The following is an 18,468-nucleotide window of genomic DNA, read 5'->3' on the forward strand; positions in this document are numbered from 1 at the left end:
TGTTTAAAAGTTAAAAAGGTGGGATTTTATTATGAAAAAATGGTTTTTGCCATTCGTAATGCTTCTTCTAGTGGGAGTACTTGGCGCTTGTAATTCAAATGAAAAAGTTGGAGATTCAAATGTAACAGCGAAAGAGCTTTACGAGAAGACGTTAAAGCAACAAGAAACATTAAAAAGCTATTCTACAACAGGTGTTATTAAACAAAATATGGTGTTCAAAAGCGAAGATGAAGAAATGTCGATGGACCTATCTAGCGATATGAAAATGGACATCATTGCCGATCCGCTAAGTTCATACTTTACTATGACAACCAAGATGAAAGACGTTAGTGAGGAAGAAGCAATGGATATGAATATGGAAGGCTATTTGACAGATAAAGGCTTCTATATGAAAGAATCTACAATGAATCAATGGATGAAGATGTCAAAAGAACAATATGATATAGTTTTAGGTTCTTATAAAGAACAATCTGATCCTTCAGAGCAATTGAAAAAGCTTAGTGAATTTGTAGAGGACTTTAAAGTAGATACGGAAGGCGACAAATACGTGTTAACTTTAAAAGCTAAAGGTGAGAAATTTACAAAGTTCATCAAAACTGAAGTAGAAGCACAACTTGAGCAAATGGCACAAGGTGCTGAAAAACCAGCAATTGATGACATGAAATTTGATGATGTTGAGTATGTAATCTACATTAACAAAGATGACTACAATATCGAGCATATGAAAACAATTATGAATATGGCGATGAAAGTCGAAGGTAATGAAGTGAAGATGAAAACAGACACTGATTTAAAATTAAGCAACTTCAATAAGGTTAAACCAATTACAGTTCCTAAAGAAGTAACTGAAAAAGCACAAGAAATGTAAAAGAAACCGGTTGTAGCTGAAAAGCTATGACCGGTTTTTTGTCCATAGTGTCTCAATACTATTAGTGAGTTACACAGTTCTGTTCAATTTAATTTCAAACTCAGGATCCGTGACATATTCCATATATTTAATGTTCCCATCGAAATTCAAATAGGCTTCATAACGAGTTCGAAAAGCAGTTTTCGTAAAATACTCCATTACTGTGTCCTTAGCAACCCAGCAGCTTTCTGATGTTTCTTCTGAAGTAGCTAACTCCCCACCAACTGGTTTGCACCTATAATCTAGCATTAATTTTGTAGGAACGTCAGTAATACCGTCGTACCATTTATGAGTGCTCGTATTTGAATAAACACCGATTAAGTTTGATACAGTAATATCAATTCCACTTTCTTCTTTTACTTCTCTAATTAATGCATCCATTAGATTTTCCCCAACTTCCACTTGTCCACCAGGAAAAACCCACCCACCATGTATCGTCTTTACTAAAAGAATATTGCCATGTTCATCCTCAACAATTCCACCTACTGCAACAATATGAGTTGGCATTTCCATTTTTTCTTTCGGCCTCCATATATCATAAATAAAATTCTTATAAAGTCTATATTTAATGAGTATATATGAATGTTAGAGTATATGTAAAATATTATAAAAAAGTTATAAATTAGATAATATGATAAAATTATATATAAACATTAAGTTATTCTCTTTTTATATTAGTAATTCCGTTTTGTGGAAAACAAGATTTTAGAACTTTTATAGAAACTTAAAAAAGAGGCGGTTTATCTATGAAAAAAACGGCGGTTTTATTATATCCACAATTTAGCGAGTATGAATTGACGACAGCATTATCCATTCTAATGCAAGGTGGCAAATCCATTTCTGTAATTGCACTAACAAAGGAAGGTGTAAAAGGGGAGGCAGGTCTAACTTGTATTGCTGATGAGACAATAGATCAAGTAAACTATCAAGAATTTGATAGTCTGATACTAACTGGATGTATGGATATAGCAAGTGTAGTTGAAAATGAAAAATATATAGAGTTTGTTCAAAAAATTTCTAACCAAGAAAACTTTATTATTGCCAGCATTTCAAGCTCCCCAATGTTACTCGCAAAAGCAGGGTTATTAAAAGGAAAAAAATACACAGTTGGATTACTGAAGGAACATAGAGAGCAATGTGGATTATTTCATGATGCAAACTATGTAGAAGATCTAGTCGTTCAAGATGGCAATGTAATAACAGCTTGGGGTTCTGGCTTTATCAAGTGGGGAGCACTATTTGGTAAGGCAGTTAAAGTTGAATTTGAAGAAGCATGGTATAGAAAATAAATTGTTATTTCAATAAAGTATCATTATTTTCAATTTAAATGCTATGGAGGCTAATTTATGACAACAAAAATTCTTTTCGCTTCAAATAAATTAGGTGATATTACGAATGACCAATTACAACAAATGCTCAATCAACACAATTTAGGTGAACTTATTTCTGCGATAAAAACTGATAATGGAGCTATGGGTCAGACAATGTTTGTTCATTCCTCTAAAGGTGAGTTTGTTTTGAAAGGCAATCCACTATTTCCCGGGCAATTTGAAGAGGAACAATTTTTTGTTAATAATATTTCGAAATGTATTGATGTAACTGTTCCCACACCCTATTTCATAGGTACAACTAATTCGTTTTTTGGGTGGACTTATGCTATTATGCCACGACTAAAAGGGAAGCATTTGAACGATATAGAAGTGGCTGATAAATTGATGAAAGAAGATAAAAAACAAATTGCAGAAAGTATGGCGAACACTCTAAAGCAATTACATAGTTGGAGAGTAGATGTATGCGGAGAGTTTGATCCTAATACTGATAGTTTAAAAGAATTCGAAGAGGGTTATACAAGGTGGCTATACGATAGAATTATTTATTGGGTAGAAGATGCCAGAAAATATTCTGAAATAACACTAGATGATATGAAATGGGTTAAAAATGTTTTACAACAAGCTCTTAATGCTTTTGATCAATTTAATACACCAACATTTGTCATGGGTGATTTTAAGCCCGGTAATTTTTTGATTCACGATGTAGAAGGGGATTGGAAAATAAGTGGAGTATTCGATTTTACTAATGCCTATTTTGGTGACCCTTTAGCTGATTTGATAAAAATTATTACAATGTACATAGATTATGACGAATTAGATGAGGCAAAGCATTTCTTGAAAATATATATTGCTAAAACTGATAAAAAAGAGCAAATTATACAACGTTTAAAAGTACATATGCTTATGCAAAGAACATTAGATTGGGGCTGCGCAAAGGCTATTGGTGCGGTTACTTGGGATATGAATATGTCATTTTCTGTTTGGGTAGAACATTATTTGAAAACGCTAGAGGAAATTATCAGAGGGATTGAATGATAAGCGTCTAGTGGTCGTATCTTACAAGCAGTGTTCATCCAAGTAGGATAAACAATTTTATTAGGTAGTTAATAATTTTTGAAAATGGAGGGGGTAGTTATGAAGGTCTTTAAAAATCTACTCATTATTTCTTTGTTGACTATGCTATTATCCGCTTGCAGTAACTTTAGTTCGATTATAGGTTGCCCTGATGCTGTAATTGAATGGATTGATGTGGTCATGATTAATGATATACAATATCAACATCATTTTACTGAGCCTTCAGATGAGGTTACTTCTATATCTATTAAAAAAGGTCGGGAACTAGGTAAAGTAACCTATATGATGGCTGATAGTGCATGTAGTAATCATAAGATGAAAAATGGGGATGCAGCATTTTTAGATGAAGGTACACCAATTTATGAAGTCAAAGGATATCCGACTTCACTTGTTGTTGTGGCAAACGACAGGGTATTTGTAGCAGATACAAATATAAAGGCAAAAACCGTGGGCGATCTACTCCCGATGGATAATTTAGTGAAAAACATTTATTTTGAAAGCACTCAAGATGGAAGTAGAATGCACACATTCTCACAAGCTTCTAAAAAAAGGTTTATAGATGCTTGGCTTGAATTAAAACTAAATGATATACAAACTTTAAATAAAGACGGAAAAATGGATGGAAATCGAATATTTATGGAGATTGAACTTAACAACGGGGTTACCTTTAGGGAGGTTTATTGGGCTGATTTTAATACTTTCAGTAATGGGGTAATTGGAAACAAAGAAATAAAGGAAGTTATTGATTTTGAATTATCAAATTTAACAAAGTAATATACGATGAAGGAAAAATAACTTCTGTTTTAAGGACCACTCAAATTGAAATTTGGGTGGTCCTTCTAAATGTCTTTTTATATAGTTTTTATCAAAAATTAATCCGAAACTTTTTAGCATCAGCAACTTTTTCTTCATATTTATTAAATACATCACTCGTTGTAATTTCAATCCATTCTAAGTTTGTTTTTGTATCAACGATGAATCCCAAATTGCCTTTCTTAGATGCACTACCTTCAATTTCTTCGTTTAAGTTTTCTAAGTAAATGTCTTGATCCCATGTAATTTTCTGACCTGTATTTGTTTCAATCGTAGCAATTGGTGCGAAGTTTACTTTATCGTTTGAATTGTTCTTTATCTCTACAAAGAGCTTCACAAATTCAAATTCCTCATCATGCGTGAGGGCGTGGAAATAGTCGGTAAGACTATAATCAGGGAATAGGTGGATTAGCTTTGTGTCTTTCACTGTTAATTTGATATCTCCAACATTGATTGTTTGTTCTTCTAGGTTGATTTTTTGTAATGTTGCTTCACCTTTTGCATCTTTAATGGATTGTCCGACTGTAAGTAATGTGCGGTCATCAGGTACTTGTGGATTTGCTCCATACCCATCGAGGTAATTGCTCTCTATTTCTTGAGCCAAAGCAGGGGAGCTAGTACTGAAATCTTTGTCGGAGCAGCCAAATAATAAGGATGATAAAAGTAAAAAGCCTAGTGATTTTTTCATTTTCAAACCTCCACTTAATAGAAGAAAGGGCTAACGGTAGGAGTGTCAGCCCTTTCTCAAAATTATTTTATTTATCTTTGATGACTGTTTTGTTTTTCTTTTTATCTTTCTCTAAAATTTTGAAGATAATTTTAGCGTTGTCTGTGTTGTCAATTTGCCCAGCAAATTTGCTTGATGATGGACCATATGCGTATAAAGGAACATCTTCGCCCGTATGACCACCAGTTGTCCAACCAGTGTTTGAACGAGTATCGAAGATTTTCTCGATGGCATTGTCGATATCAATTTCTTTTTTAGCTGTTGCATCTTTTACTGATTGAATTTCTTCAGCTGTCAAATCAAGCTTAATATATTGTTTTAAAGTTTGTTCAACGTCAGCACCATTTGCAATTTTGTTTGCCATGAAATCCGGTGTGCGTTTAGCAGCTTTGATTGGAGCGGCGAACCAGTTGTAATCACCATTTGCACCAATTGTGAAGCCACCAGTTGAGTGGTCAGCTGTTGCAACGACTAATGTATGCTTGTCTTTTTTAGCAAAGTCGATAGCTGCTTTGAATGCTTTTTCGAAATCTTCCATTTCACTCATTGCTCCAACGATGTCGTTATCATGACCAGCCCAATCGATTTGGCTACCTTCCACCATTAAGAAGAACCCTTTTTTGTTTTGCTTTAAACTAGAGATGGCAGAGTTCGTCATATCTGCAAGGGAAGGTGTCTCAGCTTTACGGTCAATCATTTTATCCATGCCGCCAGTTGCGAATAAGCCAAGAACCTGTTTGTTTTTATTCTTTTGTAAATCTTTTTTCGTTGTCACATAGTTAAAGCCATCTTTTTTAAATTCTTTTACAAGATCACGGTCTTCGCGGATAAATAGTGATGAACCGCCACCAAGCAGAACATCGACTTTGTGCTTGCCATTAATGAGTTCATCGTAATAGTCATCTGCAATGCCGTTCATGTTTTTTCGACTTGGATCATGGGCTCCGAATGCTGCTGGTGTTGCATGAGTAATTTCTGAAGTTGCTACAAGACCGGTTGCTTTGCCCATTTCTTTTGCAGATTCTAAGACCGTCTTCACTTCTGATTCATCATTATCTACTGCAATAGCATTGTTGTATGTTTTAATACCTGCTGACATTGCCGTTGCAGCAGATGCAGAGTCTGTTACGTTTTCTTTTGTGTCTTCTGGATACGTCATTTGTTGCCCAACTAGATATTTATCAAATACTGTAGGACTGACAAATTTTGAGTTCGGGCTGTTTTTTAAGTAGCGATAGGCTGAAGTGTATGAAACACCCATGCCATCTCCGATAAGGAAGATAATATTTTTAATTTCGGGTTCTTTTGGTGCTGCGGATTTTGCTTGCGCCTCAGAAAAAGGTACTCCTAGGCTACTAATCGCCAGAGTAGATACAGCAGCAAACGCAAGTAATTTCTTCTTAAAATTCTTGTTCATTAATATAATTCCCCCTAAACTTTGGTATATCTAAAATATACAGGAACAGTTTTATGGAAGTGTTATCGCCATGTAAGAGATATGTAAATCATTTGTAAGGAAGAGACTAACTATCATCGCAAAACTGTTAATAATTTTTTTTATAGTATGTTCAAAATCGTTTTTTTTATTTTTATAAATACAAATGTAATATTCTGTGTTAATGATGCGGCGTAAATTTATTAATTTATCCAGCGTTTTTATTTTAAGAATCAACGCATAATAAAGAAATTAAATATTAAAGTATTTAGTGATTGTTTTTGAATGAAAATGATTGATTTTGATTTTTTGTTGTACTATAATGAACTCGTAAAGCGAATACATGAACAAGAGGATATAATAACAGCGGTAAATTATCGCTTTTAAGAGCAATACCATTGAAGCAACATTGAAGCTAATTCATGAAGGATCAAGTTCATTCGTATTCAAAGATTGATAAATGTAATAAGCAAGAAAAATCATTCAAAAACCTTCATTATTAGCAAGTTTGTTTTAATAGATACAAAACCAGTTAGTCCTCGTGGTCATACAATTGTAAACGCATTACTACAACAAGTTATTAAAAAATGGATTACTACTCAAATTGGTTGCTAGTATTTGGAAACGAATATACCAAGTAATCCAGAGCATAATTACTTAATGATTGGAAAATACAAAAGTCGAATTGATGTTAAATAATTTATAAGGAGATTTTAAAATGAAAAAAACTTACAAAATTACAAGCCCAGATGGTTTACATGCAAGACCAACAACATTATTAGTAACTGCGGTGACATCTTTTGAATCTGAAGTATCTTTGACTTACAAAGATAAGACTGTAAATTTAAAATCAATTATGGGTGTTATGGCTCTTGGGATTGCATCAGGTTCTGTAATGGAAGTTTCTGCGGAAGGTCCGGATGCTAAAGAATTACTAGATAAAGTAACTGAAGTAATTATTTCTAATGGGATTGGTGTAGAATGCTAGAAATAAACGGGATTGCTGTTTCAAATGGCATCGCCGTAGCTAAAGCCTATTGCTTAAAAGAGCCTGATTTGTCTTTTGAAAAAGTTAAAGTTACGGATATAGATGCTGAAAAGAGTAGACTAAAAGAGGCTTTTGAAAAAGCTAAATTAGAATTAGAAGAAATTCGTGAAATTGCTCTTAGAAAATTCGGGGAAGAAAAGGCTGCTATTTTTTCAGCTCACCTATTGATACTAGGTGATCCAGAAATACTTGGAGCTATTGAAGCGAAAATCGAAGATGGATGGAATGCAGAATTTGCCTTACAAGAAACGTCCAATATGTATATTGAAATGTTTGAAGTAATGGATAATGAATATATGCAAGAACGTGCGGCGGATATTCGTGATGTTTCAACTCGATTACTATCACACTTATTAGGTGTTGAGATTCAGGATTATAGCCGCATATCAACAGACGTAATAATCGTTGCGGAAGATTTAACACCTTCTTTAACTGCTCAATTAGATAAAACATATGTTAAAGGCTTTATTACTGATATTGGTGGTAGAACTTCGCACTCTGCTATTTTAGCAAGAACGATGGAGATTCCTGCTATTGTTGGTACTAAAACGGCTACGAGAGATATCGTGCAAGGGGCTCCAGTTATTATTGATGGTACGAGTGGCAAGGTTATTATGGATGCTACTGAAGAAGTACTCAATGAATATATGGAGAAACAGAAAAAGAGCGAAGAGGAAAGACAATTACTTGAGCAGTACCGTTTTTTAGAGAGCGTAAGTGCTGATGGCCATCATGTTGAAATCGCTGGAAACATCGGAAAACCAGAAGATGTTGAAATGATTATAGAAAATGGTGGAGATGGAATCGGTCTATTCCGTACAGAATTTTTGTATATGGATCGTCAGGAATTACCGAATGAAGAAGAACAATTTACCGCTTATAAAACTGTACTAGAAAAAATGCAAGGCAAGCCGACAGTTGTTCGTACATTAGATATCGGGGGAGATAAAATCCTCCCTTATTTAAAGCTAGATCATGAGATGAATCCATTTTTAGGTTATCGTGCTATTCGTCTATGTTTAGACAAGCAGGACATTTTCCGTACGCAATTACGTGCCCTATTAAGAGCCAGCATTTACGGCAATTTGAAGGTAATGTTCCCGATGATTGCAACAGTAGAAGAGTTCAGAGAAGCAAAAGCTTTGTTGTTAGAGGAAAAACAAAAGCTTGTAGAGGAAGGAATCCCTGTATCTGAAACGATCGAAGTAGGTATGATGGTTGAAATCCCATCAGCTGCAGTGATTGCTGATTTATTTGCACAAGAGGCAGACTTCTTGTCTATAGGAACGAATGATTTAATTCAATATACTTTAGCAGCAGATCGCATGAATGAAAAGGTTTCATATTTATATCAACCTTATCATCCTGCCATTATAAGACTTGTGAAAACAGTAATTGAGGCTGCTCATCAAAATGGTAAATGGGTAGGGATGTGTGGTGAAATGGCTGGAGATGAAATAGCCATTCCAATCTTGTTGGCACTAGAATTAGATGAGTTTTCAATGAGTGGGCCATCTATCTTAAATACACGTGCACAAATTGCCAAATTATCGAAAACGGAAATAGCAGGGCATCTTGAACGAATTTTATCGTTAACGACTGCGAATGAAGTAGAAGCTTACGTGAAAAAGAATTTATTGAAATAGAATCTAAATAATATTTATACAAATCAGACCGTAGGTAAACTTGAAGAATTCCGAGTTTTACTACGGTCTTTTTTCTTTTGCAAAACAGAAAATCTGAAGGAACTTACAATTGGAGAAGTGTACTAAGTGAAAACTTTTTAACGTTTTTATTTTGAGTATCAACACATAATAAAGAAAATTGAGAGTGGTATTTTATGATTGTTTTTGAATGAAAATGATTGATTTTGATTTTTTCTTGTATTATAATTAAGACATAAAGCGAATACATGAATAAGAGGGTGTAGGGTTATAATAACAGCGGAACGTCATCATATTATTTTAGATTTATTAACTCGTAATGGTGTAGTTGACTTGCAGAACCTAGTACAAAGAACGAAATCATCTGACTCAACAATTAGACGAGATTTAGCACTTTTAGAAGAACAAGGACTTTTAAAGCGAATTCATGGGGGAGCAACTCTTCCATATTCAAAGATAGATGAACCTAATATTCAAGAGAAATCATCCAAAAACCTTCATGATAAGCAATTAATTGCAGAAGCTGCGGCAAGTATGATTCGTGATGGGGATTGTATTTATCTAGATGCAGGGACGACTATTTCAGAGATGATTCCTTTTTTAATAAACAAAAAAATCGCAGTCGTAACCAATGGTCTAATGCATGTTGATGCATTAACTTCAGCAAATATAACGACTTATGTAATAGGCGGAAGAATAAAAGCTAATACTAAAGCGATTGTTGGTTCTGTGGCACAAGAGAATTTAAAACAGTATAGATTTGATAAGTGTTTCTTAGGCATGAACGGTATAGATATAAAGTTTGGATTTTCAACTCCTGATCCAGAAGAAGCTGTTCTGAAGAAACTTGCAATAGAGTTAGCTGAAGAATCGTTTGTTTTAGCAGATAAAAGTAAGTTCAAAGAAACTTTCTTTGCAAAAGTAGCAGAGATTGAAAACGCAGGTATTATAACAACGAATCTGGATAATGAAGCAATGAAAAAATTTGCAGAAAAAACAAACATGAAGGTTGTGACATCATGATTTATACAATTACACTGAATCCATCCATTGATTTTATCGTTGAGGTGGATGATTTTCAAATTGGTCACTTAAATCGAATTGATCGTGAAAGTAAATTTCCAGGTGGAAAAGGAATTAATGTCTCACGTGTTCTAAACACGATTGACGTACCATCTAAAGCATTAGGTTTTTTAGGAGGCTTCACAGGAGGATTCATTCAAAATTCGTTAGAAAGTGAAGGAATTCATACTGATTTTGTAAAAGTAGCAGAAGACTCTAGGATAAACATAAAGCTAAAGACAGGTGAAGAAACTGAGATTAATGGTCAAGGACCTACTCTGACAGAAAAAAACATTCAGGATTTATTTGAGAAGTTAGAAGCTTTACAAGAAGGAGATATTCTAGTCTTAGCAGGTAGCATACCCCCTTCACTACCAAAAACATTTTATTCAGATTTAACGAGAAAGTATAGTAAACGTGGAGTGAAAGTAGTTGTTGATGCAGGTGGTAAAGTCCTTGCAGAAGTATTACAAGACAAGCCCTTTTTAGTTAAGCCGAATCATCATGAGTTAAGTGAATTGTTCGGAGCAACAATTCGCACTGTTGAAGAGGTAATTCCTTACGGTAAAAAGGTAGTAGAAATGGGAGCTGAAAATGTAATTGTTTCTATGGCTGGTGATGGAGCTCTGCTATTTACAAATGGAGAAGTTTACAGTGCAACCGTTCCAAAAGGGAAAGTGCTTAATTCTGTAGGTGCTGGTGACTCACTGGTAGCAGGCTTTATAGGGACATATTCTAAAGAACAAGACTTTATTAAAGCATTTCAAGTTGCTGTCGCAACAGGAAGTGCAACTGCTTTTAGCCAAGATTTAGCAACGAAAGAGAAAATTGATTCTTTATTGGATCAAGTAACTATCAAGAAAATATAGGTTAGGTGGTTAATTATGAAAATTACGGATTTATTAAAAAAAGATACCGTTATTATCGATTTAGCTGCTACTAGCAAACCTGCAGCTATTGAAGAAATGACTAAAAAATTAGATGAAGCTGGTCGTTTAAACAGCTTAGCTGGATATAGAGAAGCAATCTTAAAGAGAGAATCTCAAAGTACTACAGGTATTGGGGAAGGAATTGCGATTCCTCATGCGAAAACAGACGCAGTAAAAACTCCATCAATATTATTTGCAAAATCAGTAATTGGTGTAGATTATGAATCATTAGATGGACAACCAGCACACCTATTATTCATGATTGCAGCAAGTGCTGGTGCTAATAATGAGCATCTTGAAACATTATCTCGTCTTTCTTCTTTATTGATGGATACTAAGTTCCGTGAAAATTTATTAGCAGCACAAACACCAGAAGATGTTATCAATATTATTAATGCTAAAGAAAAAGAAGAAGACGGCGAAGAAGAAGTAATTGCAGATGTTAAAGAAGATGAAAAATTAATTCTAGCGGTAACAGCATGTCCTACAGGTATAGCTCATACGTATATGGCAGCAGATGCATTGAAGGCGAAAGCGAAAGAAAGAGGAATTGCGTTTAAGGTTGAAACGAATGGTTCAACAGGTATTAAAGGTGCATTAACGGCGGAAGAAATTGAAAAAGCAACAGCGATCATCGTTGCGGCTGATAAGCAAGTTGAAATGGACCGTTTTGCAGGTAAGCATGTCATTAAAGTTCCTGTTGCAGCGGGTATCCGTAAAACAGATGAGTTACTTGATCGTGCTTTACAGCAAGATGCACCTATTTATAAAGCAACTGGTGAATCTACTGGAAATACAGAAGAGGCCACATCTGAAGGTGGGTTTAAAGAATACGTCTATAAACCATTGATGAATGGTATCTCGAATATGTTACCATTTGTTGTTGGTGGCGGTTTGTTAGTAGCACTAGCATTTTTATTCGGTGGATATAAAACAGAAGGTCCATTAGCAGAAGCCTTAAACTTAATTGGTGGTGGAACTGCACTTTCTATCATGGTTCCTGTTCTAGCAGGTTTTATTGCGAGTGCGATTGGTGATCGACCAGCATTTGCTCCAGGTATGGTCGGTGGTTTACTTGCAGTATCGGGAGGCGCAGGTTTCCTAGGTGGATTAATAGCAGGTTTCCTTGCGGGTTATGTAATCCTCGGATTGAAAAAAGTTTTTTCTCATTTACCACAATCATTTGAAGGGCTTAAGCCAACGTTGCTGTATCCAGTATTCGGTATGCTAATTGTTGGTTTAATCATGGTATTTGTTATTAATACACCTATTGCAGCTGTAATGGATGGATTAATGAATTTCTTAAATGGTTTATCAGGTGCTAATGTTGTTATTTTAGGTATCGTTCTTGGCGGTATGATGGCTGTCGATATGGGTGGGCCACTAAACAAAACAGCATTTGCATTCGGTATCGCAATGGCTACATCTGATAACCTTGCACCACAAGCAGCAACGATGATCGGTGGTATGGTTCCGCCATTAGGTTTAGCTTTAGCAACGTCATTCTTTAAAAATAAATTTACAAAAGCTGAGCGAGATGCAGGTAAGACAAACTATATTATGGGAGCGTCATTCATTACAGAGGGAGCAATTCCGTTTGCAGCAGCAGACCCTATCCGTGTAATTGTTAGTTCTGTAGTTGGTGCGGCAATAGCTGGTGGATTAGCTTTATACTTTGGTTGTGAATCACAAGCTCCTCACGGTGGAATTTTCGTAATTTGGGCTATTAAAAACCCACTTATGTATGTGGTTTCACTTCTAATTGGCTCTATTGTAACTGCGTTAATGGTAGGATTCTGGAAAAAACCAATTGAAGAAAAAATGTAAATTATAAGAAGGGGACGCCCTATTAGTTAGCCGAGCTGACTAATAGGGCGTCTTTACTTTGTTTAAACGATCAATTTAAAAAGAATAGAACAACTGCTGTTTCCAAATTAGAGTCATGATGTATAATTAAGGAAGAGAATGGTGTGCTCATTTTAATAATGGAAAAGTAATTCCAATGACACATGTTCCTGTAAATTATTAATATAAAAAAGGTTAGGTGAGGTAATGTTATGACTAAAGAGCAATATGGATGGGGCATTAATTACGCAAATCTGGCACTTTTAGTAGGCGCAGTCGTTATAAGTGCCGTAATATTAATGAGTTATTTTTTTATTAGAAGAAAGAGAAAACAGCGATAAAGTAGTTCAATGGTGTTCTAAATTTTTACTAGAATTCTTGAACAATAAAGGGATATTCGGAATTGGAGGTTGATGACAATGGAAGTGTTGATAAATACTGAAAGACTATTAATTAGGAATTTTAAAGAGGAAGATTGGTTAAGTTTGTATGCATATACATCTAACCCAAACGTAATGGAGTATATGCCATCAGGTGTGTTAAATGAAGATGAAGCAAAGCAGTTAGTGAATAATAATTTGCACGATAAAGCTGAGAAATTTGCAATTATACTAAAAGAAGAAAATCTCCTGATAGGTCATATTGAATTTTTTAAATACTTTGGTGAACATACTTATGAAATAGGTTGGGTATTTAATCCGGACTATTGTAATAAGGGTTTTGCTACTGAAGCGGCCAAAGCATTTGTAGACTATGGATTTATAGATTTAAAGTTACATAGAATAATTGCCACTTGTCAGCCCGAGAATATTCCATCCTATAGAGTGATGGAGAAAATAGGTATGAGAAGAGAAGGATACTTCAAAAAATGTATACCTCATGGAGATACATGGTGGGATGAATATTACTATGCTGTGTTAAGAGAAGAATATTTGAAATAAATAATAGTAGAAAGTTTAAATGTAAATTACTTCTCAAATTTAATGTACTAATGGAGGTAGATTAAAATGGACTGTTTAGGATGTAATTTAGCTAATAAAAATGATCAAGTTCATGTTGTTTTTGAGGATGATTTCGTATGTTGTTTCTTGGATCATGATCCATACAACGAAGGCCACGTTTTAATATTGCCTAAAAAGCATATTTATGATGTTGAAGAACTTGATGAAAATACTGCTAATGCAATAATGAAGGCATCTATGCTTTTATCTAAAGCAATAAAAAGACTGTTTAACCCTGATGGTATTACCATTTGCCAAAACGGTGGCATTTTCAATGAATTAACTCATTATCATATGCACGTTGTACCAAGATACAAAGATCAGTCATTCGCCACTTTCTATACAGGTGAGGATAATTATATAGAAGAAGATATTAAATTAATGGAGACAAAAAGAAAACTAATAGATGCTGTTAATGAAATAATTAACTAAATAATAGTGAATGTAAAAGGAACTTCCGGACAAGTGGAGTTCCTTTTTTTTGTGAATCAATTTCACAAAGCTTGATTAATGAGTAAATGACTCATTTGGCACAAAAAAGCTACTCAGGCATAGACTAGTGTACGGTGTAGAAAGCGTGTATGAATTGACAATGCTACATACTAAAAATCGGATTAGCAGCATGTTTTCACAATCCTAATATCAACAATGTAATTAGAGTAATATTGGTCATTTGTGAAAGGAATAGTTCTGCATTAGCCGTTTTTTACACTGTTATATATAAGGTAATAGAAAGAGGTAAAATACAGTTTCAAAGAAGATGTTTGATCAATTTTTGTGAAGGCGCCGTATTATAATAATAAATTTTCTGGAAAGGGTGAAAAGATGAATTTCGTAAAGCAAATTGTGAGTTCGGCATTTATAGGATTCGTCTTATTTTATTTAGCGTATGTTATAAATATGGGCAGCTTTAAAATGGAAAGTGAATTTGTCATGATAGCAGTTATTATTAGTATAGTATTTTTCATTTTATTTATAGTAGATGGTATTGTGTTTACGGATGAGACTAGTAGAATCATTCCCTATCAAACTGTTTTTGGAACCGTTTTATTTTTCCCTATCTATATAAACATGATGGATAATTTAGTGGAGCATGAAGCAAATTATGCTGTTCGTTTTATTATCTGTATGAGTACTGTATTTTTCATCATCATTGCAGCTGTCTCGTTGTCAATTCGGCATCAGTATAATAAGAAGAAATTTATTGGTTAGAAAAATATAGTAGTCATGAATAGTTAAATATTATTAAAAAAGAACTACCACTTCAAAGGAGAAGCAGCAGTTCTTTTTTTATTTGTTTATAATCTATCATCAATTTTAGATATTAAAAAGGGCATAGTTGCTGGTTTTTCTATATCAATCAGTAATATCTAGAAATTTTATGAATATTAATGGAAAGAGGCAGTAGACAAGTTGGTTAAATTTGAAAATTTATCTAGAAGGAGATGAACAGGATGAAATATATACTAGGCTTAATTTTGATCGTTTTTCCAGGAATCTATGGATACTTAGCACATCAATCAATGATTCCATTTTACCCTCTAATCGCTCAAATTGTTTTTTTAATCTATTGGTTATGGGTTGGTTACATAATCGGGCGATTTAGTAAGAGCTCTATGAAAGGTTTGCTTTTGGGGAATAGTGTATGGCTGATTTCGTTAGTATTATTCATTTGGCAATTTGTTCTAACAGATGAAGTAGGCAGACTTGGAAGCATCGCGGCCATTCCACAATACTACATTCTTCCGTTTGTTTGGTTAGCGAGCAAATTTGCAGCATTATTAACTATGATAGATGGTTCAACAATTATCATTCTTACTTTTATTTGTATGTTAGTCGTATTTGTTTCCGGATTTAGACTTGGGAAAAAATGAAGTTCATATTTCTTTATTGAAAATACAATTCCTTTTTAGGTTGCAATTAAAGCTGGAGCAGATTTGATAGAGATGGATGTGCAACTTACGAAAGATCATAATTTTGGATCATCCATAATTGGATACTAGATTATCGGACAAATGGACAAGGTGTGACTAGAGATTATACAACTAGTGAATTACAGGCATTAGACATCGGTTACGGTTATACGGCCAATGAAGGAAAATCATTTCCTATCCGTAGTAAAGGGGAAAATCTAATGCCGACACTTGATGAAGTATCACATTAAAAGTAATGATGAAAATGAAGGAATACAAATGGCGGATTATCTAGAAAAGCTGCGAGAGAGTCGCCTCGAACAATTAACTGTGTATGGTGGCAATCAATCAATTGCTGCACTAAGAAAGCTCCTACAAGGTTGTTTACGTAATTAAATATAGGGGTGATAATATGAAAGAAACTACAGTGTATGCAATTATTTGGATAGTAACAGGTACAGCAGCTTCAATCGCTGTTTATGTAACATCAAGTGCTGTTCCATTAATATTCCTGTTAATACCTACTTTTGTTATTGGGCGTGAGAAGAAAAAGAATTAATACATATTTAAGCTAAAGCTATAAGAGGTGCTAAGGATGTTGGTGGAAAGAAATCGACACTGCAAAAGGTCTCTTCAAGTAGATTAGAATCACTTTTTTTACACCATTCCATTAGCGAATGGTGTTTTTTTGTCAGTGAATTTTTAAATTTAGAAGGAAAAGAATAGAAATTAATAGAATAGAGTTAGAGAGTGGAAAAAATGTGTTAAAAAGCATAGTTTTTTCTTAATTATTGAAGATAAATATCAATTTGGACTGTATAGGACAGAGGTGAGCGAATTGAAAGTAACGGAAGAAATGAAGCAAAGAATACAAGCGGTATTAATTCATGATCCATTATTTACGGTCGTACGTGATACACCTAAGGAAGAGGTATTATACAGCGATTCTTATTTAGCAGAAATAATTGAAAAGAAGTTCTATTCAATTGCGGAAGTCGCTGAGTGGTTTGGCATTTCGGATGCAAAGCTACGATATTATATCAAACCATTTAAAGAATATATTTTTCTCGACCAAGAAGTGCCTCCCTCAACGCAAGCTGTAATACGTTTATCTTTTTTAGCTATATTAAAGCTGAGAATGATTATGTTGTTAAAAGATGAGTATCGAGTGAAAGGTTTAAAAGAACTTTTAGGCATTGATGATGTAGGTCGTGTAAATCCACGACCTCACTTTTCAGAAGAAACAGCAGTCACAGTTCCAGACCATTTAGGTGAGAAAGTAGATATTCTTAGTAATGTATTAAATCAAATGCTTCAAACTGGCTTATTTGAATTCAAAAAGAAGGATGATTCAGAAACTCAAATAGTAGTGAATGAAGATTTCTTCAAACAAAGATTGGTTGCTCTTCCTAATGATTCGAATGAACAGATTGAAGAGATAAAAGTACAAACAGAGAAGTTAATAAAGGACAATGAGATTTTAAAAGATCAAATTCAAGACATTACGGCTCATAAAGTGAAGGATATTGCCGTGAAATTAAGAGAACGCCATATTGAGAACGTGGTTGTTTCAGAATTACGAGCTGAAGCATTAAGTCAGTTTGAAAGTCAAAATAAAATTGGGCTATTCAAAAAACTGTTCTATTCTTCGGAAATCGAAAAGGAGAAAGAACATTTTATCTCTAACTATCTGAAAGAACATTTATATGACAGATTAGAATTGGAGCTAGCTGATTATTATCAGGCCAATCAGCTGCTAAAATAGTAGAAAGAGTTGGTGGGAAATGGAATTAAAACATGAACTACAAATGTTATTAGATAGACCAATGAATAATGAAATGTTTAAGATTGATGAAATCATGAGAGAAATGCTTTTGAATATTGGAAACATAGACTCTGAATTAAGAGATGAGTTAATATATTCAACTTTTGCAATGCTCATTAGTAATGATTTGCTGAATTCAGATCAAATGATCAATATTTTGAAAGCCTGTTTAAGCGAGGACTATTTATTTTATCAAATTGGAGAGAAAAATACGGATTCAGTGTTCAAACGATCTTTCTCAGCATTAGTAATTACTGAACTCTTAAAAAAAGATCAGGATACATGCTTATTACCTAAAAGTATTGTAGTAAAAGCGATTGATAGTAGTATTAGTTATTTACTAGAAGAAAATGACACAAGGGGATACGTAGACGGAAAAGGATGGGCACACAGTATCGCCCATGGTGCAGATATGCTTGTTGTAGCAATAGAACATCCTTATTTTCAATTTGAAAATGTAAACAAGTGCTTAAACCTAATAAAAGTTTGTTTATTTAAAGAAACAAACTATGTATGCAACGAAGATGAACGATTAATGTTTGCCATTGAAGCGCTACTCAATAATAAAATGATAGATAGCAATAAATTAGAAGAGTGGATTATTGAATTGAATAATGAACTTATTGAGTTTTATCAAAAAGAAGGCAGATCAATCAAGTTCTACAAGTGTAAAAATAACATCTTAAACTTTTTAAAAGTTATCTATTTTAGAATTGAGTATACTAAAGAAAACCAAAAATTAAGAGAAATAATTAATGAAACTATAAGAAATTGGCACAAAAACATGTATCAAACTGCATAGCAAACATTAAAGGTTTGGAGTCTGTATTGCACAGAATTCAATCCTTTTGTTTGTGACTGAATATTTTCAATGGAGGGGGTAGTTTGAGAACA

At 34.0% G+C, this 18,468-nt stretch carries 20 protein-coding genes and 1 pseudogene; 18 read left to right on the plus strand and 3 right to left on the minus strand.

The window, feature by feature from the left end:
- The first annotated feature begins 31 nt into the window (after window positions 1-31).
- On the plus strand, window positions 32-868 hold the full coding sequence (locus tag MHH85_RS06480) for a DUF6612 family protein (protein ID WP_340706350.1): 837 nt from the start codon (window positions 32-34) through the stop codon (window positions 866-868).
- 69 nt (window positions 869-937) lie between these two features.
- Here the strand turns inward: MHH85_RS06480 and MHH85_RS06485 are convergent, their stop codons facing one another.
- Window positions 938-1,420 carry an NUDIX hydrolase gene (locus MHH85_RS06485; RefSeq protein ID WP_340706351.1) on the minus strand — a complete coding sequence of 161 codons (483 nt, stop codon included), beginning with the start codon at window positions 1,418-1,420 and terminating at the stop codon, window positions 938-940.
- A gap of 233 nt (window positions 1,421-1,653) precedes the next feature.
- Between MHH85_RS06485 and MHH85_RS06490 the strand changes: the two genes are divergently transcribed.
- The 3 genes from MHH85_RS06490 to MHH85_RS06500 all read left to right on the plus strand — a co-directional run bounded on the left by MHH85_RS06490 (window position 1,654) and on the right by MHH85_RS06500 (window position 4,086).
- Window positions 1,654-2,196 (plus strand): DJ-1/PfpI family protein, encoded by a 543-nt coding sequence (locus MHH85_RS06490; protein ID WP_340706352.1) that lies wholly within the window; start codon window positions 1,654-1,656, stop codon window positions 2,194-2,196.
- Between the two features lie 57 nt (window positions 2,197-2,253).
- Complete coding sequence (locus MHH85_RS06495) at window positions 2,254-3,273, plus strand: phosphotransferase family protein (RefSeq protein WP_340706353.1); 1,020 nt, start codon at window positions 2,254-2,256, stop codon at window positions 3,271-3,273.
- A gap of 99 nt (window positions 3,274-3,372) precedes the next feature.
- Window positions 3,373-4,086, plus strand: a complete 714-nt coding sequence (locus MHH85_RS06500; protein WP_340706354.1) for a hypothetical protein — start codon at window positions 3,373-3,375, stop codon at window positions 4,084-4,086.
- 91 nt (window positions 4,087-4,177) lie between these two features.
- Here the strand turns inward: MHH85_RS06500 and MHH85_RS06505 are convergent, their stop codons facing one another.
- Together MHH85_RS06505 and MHH85_RS06510 are read right to left on the minus strand one after the other, a co-directional pair.
- Complete coding sequence (locus tag MHH85_RS06505) at window positions 4,178-4,813, minus strand: DUF4352 domain-containing protein (protein ID WP_340706355.1); 636 nt, start codon at window positions 4,811-4,813, stop codon at window positions 4,178-4,180.
- Window positions 4,814-4,880: 67 nt separating this feature from the next.
- Window positions 4,881-6,269: an alkaline phosphatase gene (locus MHH85_RS06510; RefSeq protein ID WP_340706356.1), complete on the minus strand. Its 1,389-nt coding sequence runs from the start codon at window positions 6,267-6,269 to the stop codon at window positions 4,881-4,883.
- Window positions 6,270-7,005: 736 nt separating this feature from the next.
- Here MHH85_RS06510 and MHH85_RS06515 point away from each other — a divergent pair.
- From MHH85_RS06515 to MHH85_RS06580, 14 genes and pseudogenes are all read left to right on the plus strand, one after another.
- Window positions 7,006-7,275: an HPr family phosphocarrier protein gene (locus tag MHH85_RS06515; protein ID WP_053415942.1), complete on the plus strand. Its 270-nt coding sequence runs from the start codon at window positions 7,006-7,008 to the stop codon at window positions 7,273-7,275.
- Window positions 7,269-8,981, plus strand: a complete 1,713-nt coding sequence (ptsP, locus tag MHH85_RS06520; protein ID WP_340706357.1) for a phosphoenolpyruvate--protein phosphotransferase — start codon at window positions 7,269-7,271, stop codon at window positions 8,979-8,981. The genes MHH85_RS06515 and ptsP overlap by 7 nt, the downstream gene beginning before the upstream one ends.
- Before the next feature lie 288 nt (window positions 8,982-9,269).
- Window positions 9,270-10,022, plus strand: a complete 753-nt coding sequence (locus MHH85_RS06525) for a DeoR/GlpR family DNA-binding transcription regulator (RefSeq protein ID WP_340708130.1) — start codon at window positions 9,270-9,272, stop codon at window positions 10,020-10,022.
- Window positions 10,019-10,930, plus strand: coding sequence for a 1-phosphofructokinase (gene pfkB / locus MHH85_RS06530; protein ID WP_340706358.1), 912 nt, complete (start codon window positions 10,019-10,021; stop codon window positions 10,928-10,930). Before MHH85_RS06525 ends, pfkB begins: the two co-directional genes overlap by 4 nt.
- A gap of 15 nt (window positions 10,931-10,945) precedes the next feature.
- Window positions 10,946-12,817 carry a PTS fructose transporter subunit IIABC gene (locus MHH85_RS06535; protein ID WP_340706359.1) on the plus strand — a complete coding sequence of 624 codons (1,872 nt, stop codon included), beginning with the start codon at window positions 10,946-10,948 and terminating at the stop codon, window positions 12,815-12,817.
- A 230-nt stretch (window positions 12,818-13,047) separates the two neighbouring features.
- Window positions 13,048-13,176 carry a hypothetical protein gene (locus MHH85_RS06540; RefSeq protein ID WP_340706360.1) on the plus strand — a complete coding sequence of 43 codons (129 nt, stop codon included), beginning with the start codon at window positions 13,048-13,050 and terminating at the stop codon, window positions 13,174-13,176.
- Window positions 13,177-13,260: 84 nt separating this feature from the next.
- Complete coding sequence (locus tag MHH85_RS06545; RefSeq protein WP_340708131.1) at window positions 13,261-13,776, plus strand: GNAT family N-acetyltransferase; 516 nt, start codon at window positions 13,261-13,263, stop codon at window positions 13,774-13,776.
- A 66-nt stretch (window positions 13,777-13,842) separates the two neighbouring features.
- Entirely contained in the window at window positions 13,843-14,268 is a 426-nt protein-coding gene (locus tag MHH85_RS06550) for an HIT family protein (protein WP_340706361.1), read from the plus strand.
- A gap of 393 nt (window positions 14,269-14,661) precedes the next feature.
- A complete protein-coding gene (locus MHH85_RS06555) occupies window positions 14,662-15,048 on the plus strand; it encodes a hypothetical protein (RefSeq protein ID WP_340706362.1) in 387 nt (128 codons plus the stop codon).
- Window positions 15,049-15,290: 242 nt separating this feature from the next.
- On the plus strand, window positions 15,291-15,710 hold the full coding sequence (locus MHH85_RS06560; RefSeq protein WP_193740102.1) for a hypothetical protein: 420 nt from the start codon (window positions 15,291-15,293) through the stop codon (window positions 15,708-15,710).
- Window positions 15,711-15,752: 42 nt separating this feature from the next.
- Window positions 15,753-16,118 (plus strand): annotated as a pseudogene (locus tag MHH85_RS06565) (glycerophosphodiester phosphodiesterase family protein); the annotation flags it as partial.
- Between the two features lie 43 nt (window positions 16,119-16,161).
- On the plus strand, window positions 16,162-16,308 hold the full coding sequence (locus MHH85_RS06570; protein ID WP_193740101.1) for a hypothetical protein: 147 nt from the start codon (window positions 16,162-16,164) through the stop codon (window positions 16,306-16,308).
- Between the two features lie 279 nt (window positions 16,309-16,587).
- A complete protein-coding gene (locus MHH85_RS06575) occupies window positions 16,588-17,514 on the plus strand; it encodes a hypothetical protein (RefSeq protein WP_340706363.1) in 927 nt (308 codons plus the stop codon).
- Window positions 17,515-17,533: 19 nt separating this feature from the next.
- Entirely contained in the window at window positions 17,534-18,376 is an 843-nt protein-coding gene (locus MHH85_RS06580) for a DUF2785 domain-containing protein (RefSeq protein ID WP_340706364.1), read from the plus strand.
- Window positions 18,377-18,468: the final 92 nt, after the last annotated feature.

Source organism: Viridibacillus sp. FSL E2-0187 (genome assembly GCF_038006425.1).
Lineage (GTDB): Bacteria > Bacillota > Bacilli > Bacillales_A > Planococcaceae > Viridibacillus > Viridibacillus arvi.

Coding starts and splice junctions, on each gene's coding strand:
- MHH85_RS06515 (WP_053415942.1), top strand. CDS start 7,006: ATGAAAAAAACTTACAAAATTACAAGCCCAGATGGTTTACATGCAAGA.
- MHH85_RS06540 (WP_340706360.1), top strand. CDS start 13,048: ATGACTAAAGAGCAATATGGATGGGGCATTAATTACGCAAATCTGGCA.
- MHH85_RS06490 (WP_340706352.1), top strand. CDS start 1,654: ATGAAAAAAACGGCGGTTTTATTATATCCACAATTTAGCGAGTATGAA.
- MHH85_RS06485 (WP_340706351.1), bottom strand. CDS start 1,420: ATGGAAATGCCAACTCATATTGTTGCAGTAGGTGGAATTGTTGAGGAT.
- MHH85_RS06510 (WP_340706356.1), bottom strand. CDS start 6,269: ATGAACAAGAATTTTAAGAAGAAATTACTTGCGTTTGCTGCTGTATCT.
- MHH85_RS06570 (WP_193740101.1), top strand. CDS start 16,162: ATGAAAGAAACTACAGTGTATGCAATTATTTGGATAGTAACAGGTACA.
- MHH85_RS06535 (WP_340706359.1), top strand. CDS start 10,946: ATGAAAATTACGGATTTATTAAAAAAAGATACCGTTATTATCGATTTA.
- pfkB (WP_340706358.1), top strand. CDS start 10,019: ATGATTTATACAATTACACTGAATCCATCCATTGATTTTATCGTTGAG.
- MHH85_RS06560 (WP_193740102.1), top strand. CDS start 15,291: ATGAAATATATACTAGGCTTAATTTTGATCGTTTTTCCAGGAATCTAT.
- MHH85_RS06480 (WP_340706350.1), top strand. CDS start 32: ATGAAAAAATGGTTTTTGCCATTCGTAATGCTTCTTCTAGTGGGAGTA.
- MHH85_RS06580 (WP_340706364.1), top strand. CDS start 17,534: ATGGAATTAAAACATGAACTACAAATGTTATTAGATAGACCAATGAAT.
- MHH85_RS06555 (WP_340706362.1), top strand. CDS start 14,662: ATGAATTTCGTAAAGCAAATTGTGAGTTCGGCATTTATAGGATTCGTC.
- MHH85_RS06550 (WP_340706361.1), top strand. CDS start 13,843: ATGGACTGTTTAGGATGTAATTTAGCTAATAAAAATGATCAAGTTCAT.
- MHH85_RS06500 (WP_340706354.1), top strand. CDS start 3,373: ATGAAGGTCTTTAAAAATCTACTCATTATTTCTTTGTTGACTATGCTA.
- ptsP (WP_340706357.1), top strand. CDS start 7,269: ATGCTAGAAATAAACGGGATTGCTGTTTCAAATGGCATCGCCGTAGCT.
- MHH85_RS06505 (WP_340706355.1), bottom strand. CDS start 4,813: ATGAAAAAATCACTAGGCTTTTTACTTTTATCATCCTTATTATTTGGC.
- MHH85_RS06495 (WP_340706353.1), top strand. CDS start 2,254: ATGACAACAAAAATTCTTTTCGCTTCAAATAAATTAGGTGATATTACG.